The organism is Anabaena sp. CCY 9910 (genome assembly GCF_963920875.1).
GTDB classification, from domain to species: Bacteria; Cyanobacteriota; Cyanobacteriia; order Cyanobacteriales; family Nostocaceae; genus Trichormus; species Trichormus variabilis.
The window spans coordinates 95,752-112,225 of record NZ_CAWUDJ010000010.1 but is presented as its reverse complement, the minus strand read 5'-3'; the positions used below and the strand labels follow the sequence as shown (position 1 = coordinate 112,225).

12 protein-coding genes and 1 pseudogene are annotated in these 16,474 nt (G+C 41.6%); 9 read left to right on the top strand and 4 right to left on the bottom strand.

Annotated elements, in window-relative coordinates:
* Nucleotides 1-241: 241 nt before the first annotated feature.
* The gene (locus ACM5QX_RS10595) at nt 242-1,627 is read left to right on the top strand and encodes a protein kinase domain-containing protein (protein WP_414753476.1); all 1,386 of its coding nucleotides are present in this window, start codon (nt 242-244) and stop codon (nt 1,625-1,627) included.
* 37 nt (nt 1,628-1,664) lie between these two features.
* Here the strand turns inward: ACM5QX_RS10595 and ACM5QX_RS10590 are convergent, their stop codons facing one another.
* Entirely contained in the window at nt 1,665-2,567 is a 903-nt protein-coding gene (locus tag ACM5QX_RS10590) for a DUF3365 domain-containing protein (RefSeq protein WP_414753475.1), read from the bottom strand.
* A 112-nt stretch (nt 2,568-2,679) separates the two neighbouring features.
* Between ACM5QX_RS10590 and ACM5QX_RS10585 the strand changes: the two genes are divergently transcribed.
* Nucleotides 2,680-3,534: a phosphate/phosphite/phosphonate ABC transporter substrate-binding protein gene (locus tag ACM5QX_RS10585; RefSeq protein ID WP_414753510.1), complete on the top strand. Its 855-nt coding sequence runs from the start codon at nt 2,680-2,682 to the stop codon at nt 3,532-3,534.
* Nucleotides 3,535-3,654: 120 nt separating this feature from the next.
* On the opposite strand, the gene ACM5QX_RS10580 is transcribed toward ACM5QX_RS10585, so the two are convergent.
* Both ACM5QX_RS10580 and ACM5QX_RS10575 read right to left on the bottom strand, forming a co-directional pair.
* On the bottom strand, nt 3,655-4,083 hold the full coding sequence (locus ACM5QX_RS10580; RefSeq protein ID WP_190565270.1) for a hypothetical protein: 429 nt from the start codon (nt 4,081-4,083) through the stop codon (nt 3,655-3,657).
* 51 nt (nt 4,084-4,134) lie between these two features.
* Nucleotides 4,135-5,004: a zinc metalloprotease HtpX gene (locus ACM5QX_RS10575; protein ID WP_011316985.1), complete on the bottom strand. Its 870-nt coding sequence runs from the start codon at nt 5,002-5,004 to the stop codon at nt 4,135-4,137.
* Nucleotides 5,005-5,386: 382 nt separating this feature from the next.
* On the opposite strand from ACM5QX_RS10575, the pseudogene ACM5QX_RS10570 reads away from it, so the two are divergent.
* The 3 genes and pseudogenes from ACM5QX_RS10570 to ACM5QX_RS10560 form a co-directional block, all read left to right on the top strand.
* Nucleotides 5,387-6,013, top strand: a pseudogene (locus ACM5QX_RS10570) (universal stress protein); the annotation flags it as partial.
* Nucleotides 6,014-6,119: 106 nt separating this feature from the next.
* On the top strand, nt 6,120-7,256 hold the full coding sequence (locus ACM5QX_RS10565; RefSeq protein ID WP_414753474.1) for a glycosyltransferase family 4 protein: 1,137 nt from the start codon (nt 6,120-6,122) through the stop codon (nt 7,254-7,256).
* 73 nt (nt 7,257-7,329) lie between these two features.
* The gene (locus ACM5QX_RS10560) at nt 7,330-9,909 is read left to right on the top strand and encodes a GAF domain-containing protein (protein WP_414753473.1); all 2,580 of its coding nucleotides are present in this window, start codon (nt 7,330-7,332) and stop codon (nt 9,907-9,909) included.
* A 107-nt stretch (nt 9,910-10,016) separates the two neighbouring features.
* Here the strand turns inward: ACM5QX_RS10560 and ACM5QX_RS10555 are convergent, their stop codons facing one another.
* Nucleotides 10,017-10,286 (bottom strand): hypothetical protein, encoded by a 270-nt coding sequence (locus tag ACM5QX_RS10555; RefSeq protein ID WP_414753472.1) that lies wholly within the window; start codon nt 10,284-10,286, stop codon nt 10,017-10,019.
* Nucleotides 10,287-11,151: 865 nt separating this feature from the next.
* On the opposite strand from ACM5QX_RS10555, the gene purC reads away from it, so the two are divergent.
* The 4 genes from purC (at nt 11,152) to fabZ (ending at nt 16,232) form a co-directional block, all read left to right on the top strand.
* Nucleotides 11,152-11,889, top strand: a complete 738-nt coding sequence (gene purC / locus ACM5QX_RS10550; protein ID WP_414753471.1) for a phosphoribosylaminoimidazolesuccinocarboxamide synthase — start codon at nt 11,152-11,154, stop codon at nt 11,887-11,889.
* Nucleotides 11,890-12,168: 279 nt separating this feature from the next.
* Nucleotides 12,169-14,685, top strand: coding sequence for a BamA/TamA family outer membrane protein (locus ACM5QX_RS10545; RefSeq protein ID WP_414753470.1), 2,517 nt, complete (start codon nt 12,169-12,171; stop codon nt 14,683-14,685).
* A gap of 112 nt (nt 14,686-14,797) precedes the next feature.
* On the top strand, nt 14,798-15,640 hold the full coding sequence (gene lpxC, locus ACM5QX_RS10540; RefSeq protein ID WP_414753509.1) for a UDP-3-O-acyl-N-acetylglucosamine deacetylase: 843 nt from the start codon (nt 14,798-14,800) through the stop codon (nt 15,638-15,640).
* A gap of 76 nt (nt 15,641-15,716) precedes the next feature.
* Nucleotides 15,717-16,232: a 3-hydroxyacyl-ACP dehydratase FabZ gene (gene fabZ, locus ACM5QX_RS10535; protein WP_414753469.1), complete on the top strand. Its 516-nt coding sequence runs from the start codon at nt 15,717-15,719 to the stop codon at nt 16,230-16,232.
* Nucleotides 16,233-16,474: the final 242 nt, after the last annotated feature.

The following is a 16,474-nucleotide window of genomic DNA, read 5'->3' as shown; positions in this document are numbered from 1 at the left end:
TCTAGAGAAGACAGCACAGCCTCTCCTGTCAAAGAGTGGACACTTAGTTTACAGTTTGACTAACATTGATTTAGTAATCCTTAGATAGTAAGTGAAGTAAAAACTTATTCATTCCTTTTTACTAGCTCTTACGTAACAAATATTTATGAGTTAAAATAGTTACATAATTTCTTCATTAGATTTTATTCGCTAATATTAATGATTATGTCAAGATGAATGTAAGACTTAAAAAAGTCATGCAATGTTAGGCACTTTACTAGTCGGTCGTTATCAAATCCGTCAAATGTTAGGCGGAGGTGGATTTGGTAAAACTTATATCGCACTTGACACTCAACGCCCTGGTCAACCTAAATGTGTCGTCAAGCACTTTCAACCTGTAACCCATAACCCAGAGTTTATGGAAACGGCCAGACGGCTGTTCACTAGCGAAGCAGAAACACTAGAAAGACTGGGATATCATGATCAAATTCCTCGTCTTTTAGCATACTTTGAAGAGCATCAAGAATTTTTTTTGGTACAAGAATTTATTGACGGGCATTCACTAAAAGCAGAAATGCCACCTAATCAACCTTGGACGGAAAAAAAAGTCATAGCACTTCTACAGCAGGCCTTAGATATCTTGCAATTCATTCATCTTCATAAAGTAATTCATCGAGATATCAAGCCGGAAAATATGCTCAGAAGGCTACATGATGGTAAGTTAGTGCTAATAGATTTTGGAGCAGTTAAAGAAGTCCAAACACAGATCAGCGCAATTAGTGGGCAAACCGAAATGACTGTTGCTATAGGCACACCAGGATATATGTCTTTAGAACAGTTCCGAGGTAAACCCCGTCTCAACAGTGATATTTATTCTCTAGGTATAGTTTGTATTCAGGCATTAACAGGAGTACATCCCAGAGAACTAGCAGAAGATCCCGTATCAGGAGAAATTCTCTGGCAAAATAATGCGGAAGTTAGCCCTATGTTAGCGTCTGTGTTATCTAAAATGGTACTCAACAACTTTAAACTCCGCTACCAATCGGCTACAGAAGTTTTAGAGGCGCTACAACAGAATTTTCATCTTCAAGCAGAAACTCAAATAACTGTTGCACCATCGACATTGACACAACAGCCTCAGCTTAATCTATCTCAACAGCAAAGATTAGGGTTAAATAGCAGCAATAGTTCTATTCTTTCCGTAGAACAGTATAACTATCTAGAAAATGTACTCACAACTTTCGTTGGTCCCATAGCAGCAACGTTATTGCGAAGAACAGCATCAGCTTCTAGTTATCAAGAATTGATTGATAGTTTGGCTTTACATTTAACAGCCAATCAACAAACTGAGTTTAAGAAGAAAGTAGAACCGCTCCTTGAGCAACCGACCATTAAGTACGAAAATACCTCTAAGAGTGTACCAGAAAAAACCCAACCAACTACAAACTCTGGTATTAATGATACTTTGATCCGTGAGTGTGAACGGGAGTTACTAGACTTAATTGGCCCAATTGCTGTTTTCCTCATTCAAAAAGCAAAAAAATCTACCAGTGCAACAACCTCCCGTGCCGAATTTATTAAAATTATATCGGATGAAATTCCTGATACTCAAAAAGCTTGGCAATTCCAGCAGCGATTACTTCCTTAAAAGTTGATATAAATGCTGCATTTCTTGTTAATATTGTTCATTCATTTTGTTTATTTAGCATATCCATAGCTATTGTTAAGCTATATTTCATGCGATTAAAAGCTGCTGCTAAACCGCCAATTTCATCATTAGTTTTATCTTCAAATTCTGCACTCATGTCTCCAGTACTGACTCTTTGCGCGATGTTTTCAATTTTTCTAATGCGCTGAATTACGGTTTTCTTAATGAGAAAGTTAATTATAATCACAACTATGGCAAAGATAACAACCAAAAATGCCATAATTCCTAACCAAGTACTTTGGGCATTATTAAAGACTTCCTCCGAAGGAACAGAGATAATCTGAGCTGCGACAATCTCATTTAGTTGCCACCCGAAACCATTTTCTGAACCATAAGTTACCAATTGGCTCTTGGGTGCTTTTTCTGGTGTGGAATGGCATTGTAAACAGCTTTGTTCTTTAATAGCCAATGGCCTGGCAATATAAAATACTGTGCCTTCAGGCAAAGTACGAAAGCTAGCAATTTCTGGTAATGAAGGATTCTTGCGAAAGCGTTCCACGATCGCCGCTTCATAGGTATCGGCTTTGTCTCGTAAATTAGTTGGATTCAGTGTAGCTTCTTTATAAAAGAAATTTTGATACTGTTCATTTTTACGTAAGTTTTCAAATACTTCTGTCGCGGAGAAAGCGGGAACTGTTTCTGGAATAAAGGCTGCTTCAGTCTCTAGTTGAGGCAACAGCAAATTTCTGACTCTATCTTGTGTATATTGTCTTACGGAAGTCATTGTGTTCAAAAGAACCAAAGCTTTAGAAATTACTTCTGTTTGCGCCCGATTCTGGAGTATGCTGGATAAAGCAGCCCCACTTACTACAATGCTAATGACAAAAACAATAGTTAATAGTAAGTTGAATTTTGTACCGATCTTTATTTTTTTTAACATTAGTGTAAATTTTTTAGATAAAGCTTTATCAGGGATTGTAGTAAAATACTTTAGCGAAGATAGCTTATAAAAGCAAGATAGTTTATTAATTAAAATTAGTAATGTCTAGTAAATTTTCACGGCGTTTTTTTTTGGACAATCAATTTTCCTAATAGTTAATGCCTGTACATCTCAAAAGCAATCTAATGGTTTATTAACTATTGGTGTAATTAACTATGATGGTGGAGAGAAAATAATCAATCAGTATGCTGGATTTAAGCGTTATTTAGGAGAAAGAACAAAAGCTAAGATTACTTTAGAACCTACTTTTAATGAAAATAAAGCGATTGAACGCCTGGAATCTCGTGCCTGGTCATTAGTATTTGCTCCGCCAGGCATAGCAGCGATAGCAATTTCCCGCTATCAATATATTCCTCTATTCCCTTTAATTGGTGTAAATAATTTGCGTTGCGTTTTCATTACCCGCGAGGACAGCAACATCCGTGATTTACAAGATTTACAGCGTAAAACAGTAGCTTTAGGACAATTAGGGTCAGCTACAGGATATTATTTACCTCTTTATAATCTATATGGTTTAACGCTGGCGGAAATTTTGTCTGCACCTACACCAAGAACTATTATGGAATGGGTAGCTGAAGGAAAAGTAGCAGCTGGTGCTGTTTCTATGGCAGAATTTAATCTTTATAGATCAAAATTCCCAGGAACTAAATTTCGTGTCCTCTACACAGATCCACACTATGTTCCACCTGGTGTTGTGTTGATGGAATCAACTATAGAAAGCAAACGCCAAGAATTCATTCGCAAAGTTATGAGTGAGTTTCCTTCAACTTCGGCTCAAGAGATTGGCTATATACCCAATGCACCAATCCCAAATTACAAATACATGATTAGTGTGGTGGAACGAGTACAACCAATTGCTTCTCAATTGCAAAGTAAGCCGGTACAGTTATTTAATAAAACAATTTAAATTTTTTTTGTCGGCGAGAAAGACTGAGGGCTATAGCTTAGAAAAGTATTGAAGTGCGAAACCCTACCTCGTTTTAGCTGATAGCAAAATAAGGTAGGGTTTTGTGGTAATTTAATATGTCTAACCTTGATGGCGAGGGGCATTGAAGGCTTCCCAGGCAGCTTTGGCGGCATTTTGTAGACGGACACTAAAATCTACAAAATCTTTCATCATTAAGTGCCAATTTTTTTCGGTTTCGTCCTTCAAAACAGCCCAAAAGTATTCTAAGCGATCGCTGCGATCCATAATTCTTTCCCTATCAAGATTTTCTCGTATCTTCCGAACAGCGTTTAAGTAAGTTTCGCGGGTGAAAGTTCCTGCTGATTCAGCTTCAGCTTGCGCGCGTCTTCTGAGTGCTTCAATCAGCGCTTTAGTTTCGCGCTTTACTTCGTCAGTTTCGCCAGCCATTTCCGCTTCCACTATTTCATCAGTTTGAGGACTAATTTCTACCACCACGGTAGATTCAACAATTTCGACAGATTCGATAATTTCGATGTTGTCAGCATTCATAGTTGAAATATCCTTGGAGTCATGAGTTAACAGTCGATAGTTATCTACTACCTAAGCTATTGTCGGCAGTTGTTTTTCTAACTTCAGCAGTGCTTGAACTCTTGCTTCGGTGGATGGATGGCTGGAAAATAAGTTACCTAAAAACTGTCCAGAAATGGAGTTGATAATTAATAGCGGCTCAAAAGCTGGGTTAGCATTTAAAGGTATTTGTCGCGCTGCGGCTTCTAGTCTTTGTAATGCGCGGGCTAGGGCGCGGGGATTACCTGTTAATCTGGCAGAACCAGCATCAGCAGAAAATTCTCTAGTGCGGGATATAGCTAGCTGAATGATAGTAGCTGCTATCGGTGCAAGCACAACAGTTAACAAAACACCTAAAGGATTTCCGCCTCTTTCGTTATCTCGTCCACCTATTCCGCCGAACCATAAGCTATAACTCACCATTTGCGCCAAGAAAGAGATAGCACCGGCAACAGTAGCGGCTACAGCTTGTGTTAACGTGTCGCGGTTAATAATATGTGTAAGTTCGTGGGCAATGACCGCTTCTAATTCATCTTCTGGCAATATATTTAAAATACCTTCGGTGACAGCCACCGCCGCGTGTTCTGGATCTCTTCCTGTCGCAAAAGCATTAGCAGTTTGACCTGGAACAATATACACTCCTGGCATGGGAATATTAGCGCGTTGTGATAATCTTTGCACCATACGATAAAGTCTTGGCGCTTGACTTTCACTCACAGGTTGGGCGCGGTAAACTGCCAAGGCAATCTTATCTGATTGATACCATGAAAGCAGATTTGTCACTGCCGCCAAGCCAATGCCAATAATCAAGCCGCTACTACCGCCAATTACCCAATAACTGATAGCAATTAGTAAGCCACTGAGGGCAGCAAGCAAAGCAAGCGTTTTAAATTGATTTCCCATATTTGCGCTCTCCTGCTAATGCTGTATTGATTTTTTTAATCTTTATCTAGACAACAAGATTACTTTAGTTGCACTTTGATTGTATCTATCTAAACAGGGATTTATCAGGTAGAAATTGCGCTCCAACATGAGTACGGTTTTCCGTCTCAAGTGGCAATAATATCGTGTTAATTATTCAATATCATTTTGGAATTACTGTATTGCTTAATACTATTTTAGAATTAATTAATAGTTATTTAAACGCATACCGCCAAGGTGGAAATTTCAGGTTAGAAGCGCAGAGATTTAGGGAATATTTTGTGTTTTAAAACGTGAAATTTTCTCTAAATGAGGGATAATTTTAGGGTATTTAGGAATTAGTTTGACTCGTTTGAGATTTAAGAGTAACTGGAACTGGCACGAAAGACTGTTTCTGCTACCAGGAAACTCAGCTAAAGCCACAGTGCAAGCCGCTATTGGGGCAATTCCCCTAGCCCAAGGTATTGCGGGAGGAGAGATAATTTTAGCGATCGCCGTCCTGTCAATTCTCATTACTGCACCCTTGGGCGCTTGGGCAACAACTGTCTTTGCACCCAAATTGTTAAGGAGAGGAGAAGTTGACCCGACAAAAGTGACAATAGCTACACGTACTTTATTGCTAGCAGCAGTAGATACATCAAGTTTAGCCATAGAGGTTTTAACCAAAGTTGCAGATTTAGCACGACGCAGTAACGGTGAGGCGATCGTGTTACACGTAGTCAATACCTCGAATCAGCAAGATGTTGAACAAATACAAGCACAAGCAAAACAGCTATTATCCGATATTAGATATAAATTCCTCACTATTACTGGTGCTGTTCCCGAAGAAATTCTTCGCATTGCCGAGACATATAATGCAACGGCAATTGTGATGGGAAAACGGGGGCATCAACCTTGGGAGAAAGTACTGATTGGCTCAGTCTCCCAAACTGTCTTAGAAAATAGTTCCATCCCTGTCATCTTGCTGGACACCCGCCCGAAAAAAAATTAAATCTGGCTGTACAGAATTGATTAGACTACGGAAGACAGTTTACTCTGTTGTAGATATCGAAATTCAACAGAAGTTGGGACTATCTCCCGTTACTGCATAGTTTTGTATGAGAATTGCCTTATTCACCGAAACTTTTTTGCCTAAGGTTGACGGTATTGTGACACGCTTGCGCCACACCGTTGATCATCTACAACGTCTGGGAAATGAAGTTTTAGTGATTGCCCCTGATGGGGGAGTTACTGAACACAAAGGAGCGAAAGTTTACGGCGTTAGCGGCTTTCCCTTGCCTCTGTATCCAGAGTTAAAAATGGCACTTCCTCGCCCAGCTATTGGTTACGCCTTAGAAGAGTTTCAACCAGATATTATTCATGTTGTGAATCCGGCAGTTTTAGGTTTGTCAGGAATTTTTTACAGTAAAGTCCAAAAAATTCCCTTAGTAGCTTCTTACCATACTCATCTACCCAAATATCTCCAACATTATGGTTTAGGAATGTTGGAAGGGTTGCTGTGGGAACTGCTAAAAGGAGCGCACAATCAAGCCACCTTAAATCTTTGTACTTCCACCGCGATGGTGGCAGAACTATCAGGACACGGTATCGAACGAGTGGATTTATGGCAAAGAGGAGTAGACACAGAATTATTTCACCCTGATTTAGCCAGCTTAGAGATGCGATCGCACCTCTCACAAAACCACCCAGAAAACCCCCTATTATTGTATGTAGGTCGTCTTTCTGCCGAAAAAGAAATTGAGCGCATCAAACCCATCCTAGAAGCAATTCCCCAAGCGAGATTAGCCCTGGTGGGAGATGGCCCCCACCGCCAAGCATTAGAAAAACACTTCTCCGGTACAAATACTCATTTCGTCGGTTATCTCACAGGACGTGAATTAGGTGCGGCTTTCGCCAGCGCCGATGCCTTTATCTTTCCCTCTCGCACAGAAACCCTCGGTTTAGTATTACTAGAAGCAATGGCGGCTGGCTGTCCAGTAGTCGCAGCCTGTTCCGGCGGTATTCCTGATATAGTCACAGATGGGGTAAATGGTTATCTTTTCAACCCAAAAGCCGATATTCAAGATGCCATTAATGCAACCGTTCGCCTTTTAGAAAACGCCCAAGAACGTGATACCATCCGTCAAAATGCTCGTCGAGAAGCTGAAAGGTGGGGATGGGCAGCTGCTACACGTCAGCTACAAGATTATTACCAAAAAGTGTTGATTACAGAAAAATTAGCAAAAGTAAGTTGAAGAAAGCAGAGGAAAAGAAAACTATTAGCAACGGACAACGGACAACGGACAACGGACAACTGACCAATAACTAATGACTCTTCCCAATCCTGGTAGCGTTTTGGCTTCGTTAACAGAACTGACTCAAGTTAATCGTACCCACGCTTTATTGCGTCGGGTCAAAGACCTTTCTGTTAACGAATTTGTTTGCCTGCTAGACTTTATCACTGCCGAATTTCAACAGTTTCTCAGAGCAATTGAACTCATTAACAATGAAGCTCTGGAGAATATGCTGGAAAAAGTGTTAGAAGCAATTACACTGAAAATCGGTCAAATTCTGCAAGCAGAACACACAGCTATTTTTTTAGTTGATTATGATAAATGTCAACTGTGGTCAAAAGTTCCTCAAGATAATGGGCAAAAATTTTTAGAAATTCGTACTCCCATTACCGTGGGAATTCCTGGTCATGTTGCTAGCACAGGTCAATATTTAAATATCTCTGAAACTTCTACCCATCCTTTGTTTAGCCCAGAATTAGAGAAACAAATGGGCTATAAAATTAATAATATTTTATGTATGCCTGTCCTTAGCAGTAAAGATCAAATTGTCGCAGTAGTACAATTAGCAAATAAGACAGGAAATATACCCTTCAATCGTGATGATGAAGAATCTTTCCGTGATTTTGCTGCTTCTATTGGGATTATTTTAGAAACCTGTCAATCTTTTTATGTTGCAGCTCGCAATCAACGGGGAGTCACAGCACTTTTACGCGCTACTCAAACACTAGGGCAAAGTTTAGATTTAGAAGCTACTTTGCAAATAGTGATGGAACAAGCCCGAATTTTGATGCAGGCAGACCGCAGCACATTATTTCTGTATCGCAAAGAAATGGGTGAACTCTGGACTAAAGTAGCAGTAGCAGCAGATACCACACAGTTAATAGAAATTCGGATTCCCTCTAACCGTGGTATTGCTGGTTATGTAGCATCTACAGGGGATGCGCTAAATATCGCTGATGCTTATAAAGACCCCCGTTTTGATCCCACAACAGACAGAAAAACAGGTTATTTGACCAGAAATATTTTGTGTTTGCCAGTCTTTAATTCAGCCAATGAGTTGATAGGAGTAACACAGTTAATTAATAAGCAACAAGGAAGTTTTACTGCTTCTGATGAAGAGTTTATGCGGGCTTTTAATATTCAAGCCGGAGTTGCTTTAGAAAATGCTCGTTTATTTGAAAATGTATTACTAGAAAAACAATATCAAAAAGACATTTTACAAAGCTTGTCAGATGCTGTAATTTCTACAGATATGGCTGGGAGAATTGTCACAATTAATGATGCAGCCTTGGAATTACTGGGCTGTCCTTTAGCTGATGCTCATCATAAAAGTAATAAGCTGCTGTGGGAACAAAACTTAATTGGTCGCGTAGTTTGGGAAATTGTGCCAATTGAAAATTTGCAGATGCGCTTAGAAGATAGTTTAAAAAGTGGTGCTAAACATTATGTGCCAGAACAAAGTTTGACGGTGGGAATTTATCAATTACAAATGTCTGAAAGTCGGGTTTTGCATGAAACTCAAGACTACTCTATTTTGACAGTACGCGATCGCACCAACCCAGATATTTTTCTTCCCTGGAATTTACCCCAAACCCCCCAGTCGCAGTTTATCACCCCGGAAAAGTTACAAATCCTCGAACGCAGCATTAATCTCACCGTTAATCCCTTAACGAACCCAGAAGGCGGCGTTCGTGGCGGTTTGGTGGTTTTGGAAGATATTAGTCAAGAGAAGCGCCTCAAAACTACTATGTATCGCTACCTTACACCCCATGTCGCTGAACAAGTAATGGCTTTAGGGGAAGATGCTTTAATGGTCGGTGAACGCAAGGAGGTGACTGTTTTGTTTTCAGATATCCGAGGCTACACCACACTTACCGAAAATCTAGGTGCGGCTGAAGTGGTATCACTCCTGAACCAATATTTTGAAACAATGGTTGAAGCAGTTTTCAACTATGAAGGCACATTGGATAAATTTATCGGCGATGCTTTAATGGCTGTTTTTGGCGCGCCATTACCACTCACAGAAAATCATGCTTGGCAAGCCGTACAGTCAGCCTTAGATATGCGCCAACGCCTGAAGGAATTCAACCAACGACGCATCATTCAGGCACAACCACAAATCAAAATTGGTATTGGTATTAGTTCTGGAGAAGTAGTTTCCGGCAATATCGGTTCTCACAAACGCATGGATTACACTGTCATTGGTGATGGTGTAAATTTAAGTTCCCGCTTGGAAGCTGTTACCAAAGAATATGGTTGTGATATTATTCTCAGCGAATTTACTTACCAATTATGCAGCGATCGCATTTGGGTACGTCAGTTAGATAAAATTCGAGTCAAAGGGAAACACCAAGCTGTAAATATCTACGAATTAATTAGCGATCGCAGTACTCCCTTAGATGACAACACCCAAGAGTTCCTCTTTCACTATCATAATGGTCGGACTGCCTACTTATCCCGCGATTTTACACAGGCGATCGCTTGTTTTAACTCAGCTAAACATATTCGACCCACAGACCAAGCCGTCAATATTCACCTAGAACGCGCCTACAATTATCAGCACACTCCACCACCTCCTCAATGGGACGGCGTATGGACAATTTTCACAAAGTAGGATTGCTAAGTATTGAGTGATGAACAGGGTGTTAGAGTTAATTTTGTACTCCTGCGGAGAACCCGTAGGGTATTTTGAATTTTGAATTTTGAATTGATTCCCCTCTCTCATTGTCCAGCACTTTCAGAGTTATCATCTCCATTTTGAAATGGATTTTCGCCGATTTGTAGTTGTTTTCTGGTGCGTTTTAAGTGTTTCCACAAAGCTTTTATTTGGTCGTAAGCTTCGTCTGGCGACAACTTCCCTCCTGTCTCCAAGTTGCAAATATAACTTACTTTCTGGGCAAATTCCTGTAAATTAGCGTTGAAAACTAAATTTTCTGGCTTTACTTGCCCGTAATAACGGCCACGAGGATAGAGAAAATTGTCTTTGCTCATTATGCTTTTCCCCATTTTATTTAACTCCTTTATGTTTAACATCTAAAGATAAATCTCTAGTAGGCCTCTCCACTGGAATTCCGTAGAAATACAGTACGACGACCAATAGTTAGTTAATTTATTTCATCTTCTCCAATAAATAATATTTGTCTATTTAAAATACTTTTGAGATTTTTATGTGTTGCTGGTTACATTTTTACGAAATTCGAGCTAGTTAGCTATTTTTGCGACGAGTTTAAAACCTCAGATAATAGAAGGCTTTATTTCATTTATCTTATTTACATCTCGATTAAAAGTATCAATGTATACTTGCAGCTAAATACAAAAATTTAATAGTTACAAAAATTATTCTTGGTGTTGGTCCAATCTGAACATTGATGTAAAAAAGTACACACTAAGCTATGCTGCCTTTAATTTGCACAGTCCATTATGAGGTCTATCAACGGTAACAGCCCTGATTAGTAGTTATGCAGTTTAGGTGTGCATTAGCTTACTCTCGAAAGATATCGCCAATCAAGAAGTATTGCTTCTGCTTGAGGTAAGAATTCAGTTCGTCATAGTGATGTGGCAATCCCTAACTTAGGTGAGAATCGCCATATCAGGGGATAGATAGAGCCAATAGGACATCACACCCATCTAACATGAATATTTCTCTTAATTTTGCCATATTTCTCAGGTTAAAGGTCTTAACTTATCATCAGCTATTTTGCCCCGTTGTCAGGTGCAGCATAGATTTTCTGCCATATTCCCCACCCAAAATTGCCTCACTGACTACAGACGAATAGCTAATCGTGAATAACTAAAGATAAAATGGTGAAGCCCGAAAGGACAAAAGCTGCTCATCGCTCAAACTTTACCTCCCACCATGTCTGTTCATTCCAAGCTATACGAAGGCAAAGCTAAAATTCTCTATACTACCGACGAGCCAGAAGTCTTGCTGGCTGATTTTAAAGATGATGCCACTGCCTTCAACGCACAAAAGCGCGGCAGTATCATTGGCAAAGGCAGAATCAACTGTAGTATTTCCAGCCAGCTTTTTCAGCAGTTGGAAGCATCTGGGATCAAGACGCACTTTATTGATAGCCCTACCCCCAACCAAATGCGGGTAAAAGCCGTCAAAATTATACCGATAGAAGTAGTAATACGTAATATCGCTGCTGGTAGTTTATCTCAGCAAACAGGTATAGAGCTAGGTACAGTCTTAAAACAGCCCCTAGTCGAGTTTTATTATAAAAACGATCAGTTAGGAGATCCACTATTAACACGCGATCGCCTGCTGTTAATGGAACTAGCCACGGCGGAACAAGTAGAGGAAATTACTCATCTAGCATTGCAAATAAACGATTTCCTCAAAAACTTCTGGCAGAATTGCGGTATCACCCTAGTAGACTTCAAACTAGAATTCGGTTTGGACTCACAACAGCAAATACTCTTAGCTGATGAAATTAGCCCTGATACTTGCCGTTTGTGGAATACAACAGAAGCCGACCCCAATCGCCGGGTTATGGATAAAGACCGTTTCCGGCGCGACTTGGGAAATGTAGAAGATGCTTATCAGGAGGTTTTACAAAGAGTACTAACAGCAGTAGAAATTAAAAATTAGATGTATCAGAAATAATTTTTGATTATTGCAAAACAAACAAGTATATTTTGGGGCTTACGCATGAAAACGAAAAATCGAGGGTTTAGACAAGGATGTAGGAGTATAGGCAAGGGTATAAATCTTCGGAACCCTTGCACCTCCATACCCTTAGACCCTTACACCCGTTTTCAACAGATAACTTGGGTGCGTAAGTCCTAATATTTGTTATTTTACCTTTGGCATAAGCAATTGCCTGGTATTGGTGTGTGGATGTGAAGAGGAAGAAAGGAATTAAAGACGATGCGTTTATCTCCTGTATTGGTGGCGGCTGTAGCAATCACAGCACCTTTAAGTAGTTCTTTAACTGCAAATGCCCAAACTCCTACAAATTCAGAACAGACATTAGAGGCGATCGCCCCAGCGACAAATCAGCAGTCAGAACAAAATGTGAGTTTAGAATCCCCGGAGAATTTCACAACTGTCAAGGCGCTGGCAGATATACAATCCCCATCAGGGGAATTATCGACAGATAAGTCAAATAAATCCGCAGCAACGACGAAAAAAGATGTGATTGTACCCACTGTAGAGACTTTAGTGGCTACAAATCCGCCCATGCAAGAGAGCAACTCCGCCAGTAAGATAGCGCCTGTAGAAATTGGCAAACCAACATCGAGCGCTGTTTTTAGGAGTCAGTATCAGACAATAAATTATGGTAATTATGGGCGATCGCTGACATCAGGTGTTAGCTCATCACCATCACCACAGAAAAAAGCCAATTTACCCTCCCCAGTTCCTAACCCCCTCGAAACCGGAGCGACAACAGCCAAGCAACTTGTACAAGCCCCAGAACAACCTGCACCCCAACCAGAAGTAGCCCCCCCAAGCACCGAGGAACCAGCCCCAGCCCCAGAAACTACTCCAGGGACGGAAAATTTCAACACTCCTAACGCCACACCTGAAACCACAGAACCCCGTGTATTAGTTTCAGAAGTCCTCGTGAGACCGCAATCAGGACAACTAACTCCCGAATTAGAAGCCCAAGTTTACAACGTAATTCGCACTCAACCAGGACGGACAACCACCCGTTCCCAGTTACAAGAAGATATTAACGCCATCTTTGGCACAGGCTTTTTCTCCAACGTCCAAGCATCACCAGAAGACACACCATTAGGGGTGCGAGTCAGCTTTATCGTCCAGCCCAACCCCGTCTTAAGCAAAGTAGAAATTCAAGCCAACCCTGGTACTAACGTTCCCTCAGTCCTACCCCAGGCTACTGCTGATGAAATTTTCCGCCCCCAGTATGGCAAAATTCTCAACTTGCGGGATTTACAAGAAGGGATTAAAGAATTAACCAAACGTTATCAAGACCAAGGTTATGTTCTCGCCAATGTTGTAGGCGCGCCCCAAGTTTCCGAAAATGGAGTTGTCACCCTGCAAGTAGCTGAAGGAGTTGTTGAGAATATTAGCGTCCGCTTTCGCAACAAAGAAGGACAGGATGTCAACGAACAAGGACAACCAATTCGGGGACGGACACAGGACTATATCATCACGCGAGAAGTGGAATTGAAACCAGGACAGGTATTCAACCGCAACACCGTCCAGAAAGACCTACAACGGGTATTTGGGACAGGATTGTTTGAAGATGTCAATGTTTCCCTTGACCCCGGTACAGACCCCACCAAGGTGAATGTGGTGGTAAATGTGGTAGAACGTAGCAGTGGTTCAATTGCTGCTGGTGCTGGTATCAGTTCTTCTAGTGGGTTGTTTGGTACAGTCAGCTATCAACAGCAAAACCTTAACGGCAGAAACCAAAAACTAGGCGCAGAAGTACAACTTGGCGAACGAGAATTGTTGTTTGACCTCCGGTTCACAGACCCTTGGATTGGGGGTGATCCTTACCGCACCTCTTACACAGCGAATATTTTCCGCCGTCGTTCCATCTCCTTGATTTTCGACGGGAAGGATGAAGATATTAGAACATTTGACCCTGGTAATCCTAATGATACAGACGAGCAAGACCGTCCTCGTGTCACTCGTCTAGGTGGTGGTGTTACTTTCACCCGCCCTCTATCAGCTAATCCCTTTGAAAGAGCAGAATGGACAGCCTCAGCAGGCTTGCAGTATCAGCGAGTTAGTACCCGTGATGCTGACGGCAACTTGAGAAAAGAAGGTGCTGTATTCGACGATAATGGCAACCGTACCAGTGAACTCGTTCCCCTCAGCTTTTCAGGGACGGGAGAAGATGACTTATTATTAGTGCAACTAGGCGCACAGCGCGACCTCCGCAACAATCCCTTGCAACCTACTAGCGGTTCTTTCTTACGTTTCGGCGTAGATCAATCAGTACCAGTAGGCTCAGGTAATATTTTCCTCACTCGGTTCCGGGGTAGCTACAGTCAATATCTCCCCGTTAAATTCACAGGTTTTAGTAAGGGGCCGGAAACCATAGCCTTTAACATTCAGGGTGGCACAGTCCTTGGTGATTTGCCCCCCTATGAAGCCTTTACCCTTGGTGGTAGTAACTCAGTACGTGGTTATGAAGAAGGTGCTTTAGGTAGCGGACGCAGCTTTGTGCAAGCATCTGTTGAGTATCGTTTTCCTGTTTTCTCTGTAGTTAGTGGCGCTTTATTTTTTGACGTTGGTAGCGACTTGGGAAGCAGTACCAGAACTGCTGAAGTGCTGAACAAAAGCGGTAGCGGCTACGGTTATGGTCTTGGTGTGCGCGTGCAATCACCATTGGGACCAATTCGTATTGACTATGGTATCAACGATGACGGTGATAGCCGCATCAATTTCGGTATTGGAGAAAGGTTTTAGGTTGGTCAATGGTCAAGACTTAAAGACTAGGGATTATGGACTGTGGATTTTCAGGGTGTTTACCAAAGATGAATATGAATCACAAAAATCTCTATATACTGACTGTATTCCTATGAAACAGCACACTCTAGCAGAGGCGATCGCTCATACTGGAGTAGGGCTGCATAGTGGTGTCAGTACCCATGTACGCATACTACCTGCTGATGCGGGTAGTGGTCGTTACTTCGTGCGGGTGGATTTGCCAGACTCTCCAATTATTCCCGCCCAAGTGGCGGCGGTGAGTCAAACCGTCCTCTCCACTCAGTTGGGGAAAGGTGAAGCAGCTGTCCGTACAGTCGAGCATTTATTAGCAGCCCTGGCGGGGATGGGTGTAAATAACGCCCGTATTGAAATTGATGGTTCAGAAGTCCCGCTTTTAGATGGTTCGGCCCAGGAATGGGTAACAAGCATTGCTGAAGTTGGCTTAGTAGCCCAAGCAGTTACAGATAACACAGTTTCCGGGGATATTCAACAACCAATTTGGATTCATCAAGACGATGCTTTTGTAGCTGCTATCCCGGCATCCGAAACCCGCTTTAGCTATGGTATTGACTTTGACTTACCAGCCATTGGTAACCAATGGTACAGTTGGTCACTAACTACTGAGTCAGATACTAGCTTTGCCAAGGAAGTCGCCCCTGCTCGCACTTTTGGTTTATTGCATCAAATCGAATATTTACAAAAATCTGGGTTAATCAAAGGTGGTAGCTTGGATAATGCCCTTGTTTGTGGCCCCGATGGCTGGGTAAATCCACCATTAAGATTTGCAAATGAGCCAGTACGTCATAAAATCTTGGATCTAGTAGGAGATTTAAGTTTACTGGGATATTTTCCCCGTGCTCATTTCCTAGCGTATAAAGCCAGCCATAATTTACACATTCAACTGGCACAGCGAATTTTAGCCTTGAGTAACTAAATTTCGGCTTAGAGCTAAAATTCCTTGTTAGACGTACCTACATTCATGCCAAGATTACAAATTAACCACCTTGCCCATGTCAACCCTCTCTGAAGTGAAAGCACCCACATCTACAGAACAACCCGCCACTAATGAGGCGACGACACCACCCGGAATTAAAACGACTTTTACATCTGAAGAAATTCAGAAATTATTACCCCACCGCTACCCATTCTTGCTGGTAGACAAAATTATTGACTACACACCAGGAAAACAGGCAGTAGGTATTAAAAATGTCACTATTAACGAGCCACATTTCACTGGTCATTTCCCAGATAGACCACTGATGCCAGGGGTGCTAATTGTTGAAGCAATGGCCCAAGTAGGTGGTATTGTGATGACGCAACTACCAAACTTGGAAGGTGGTTTATTTGTATTCGCGGGTATCGATAAAGTCCGCTTCCGCCGTCAAGTAGTACCAGGAGACCAACTGGTAATGACAGTGGAACTGTTATGGATTAAACAACGTCGTTTCGGTAAAATGCAAGCCCGTGCCGAAGTTGACGGTCAACTAGCAGCTGAAGGCGAATTAATGTTTTCGCTGATCAACTAACAACTAGCTTTCGTGGTATGGGTACAACCGTGAAGTACCTTTGCTCAATCCTGAAACAGGATATCAGTAAAAAAAAATTGCCACAAGAGCATCTTATAATTTCTTGATTTTCGCCGCTCACACACTCAACTTGCTTCGCCCGACACTTTTGGTCACTGACCATTTACATACTCAGCAACGCCAGAGGCTGAAACTTTGATAACCAAAGCAAAGCACTGGCTCCTCAAGACAGTTCTGGAGAT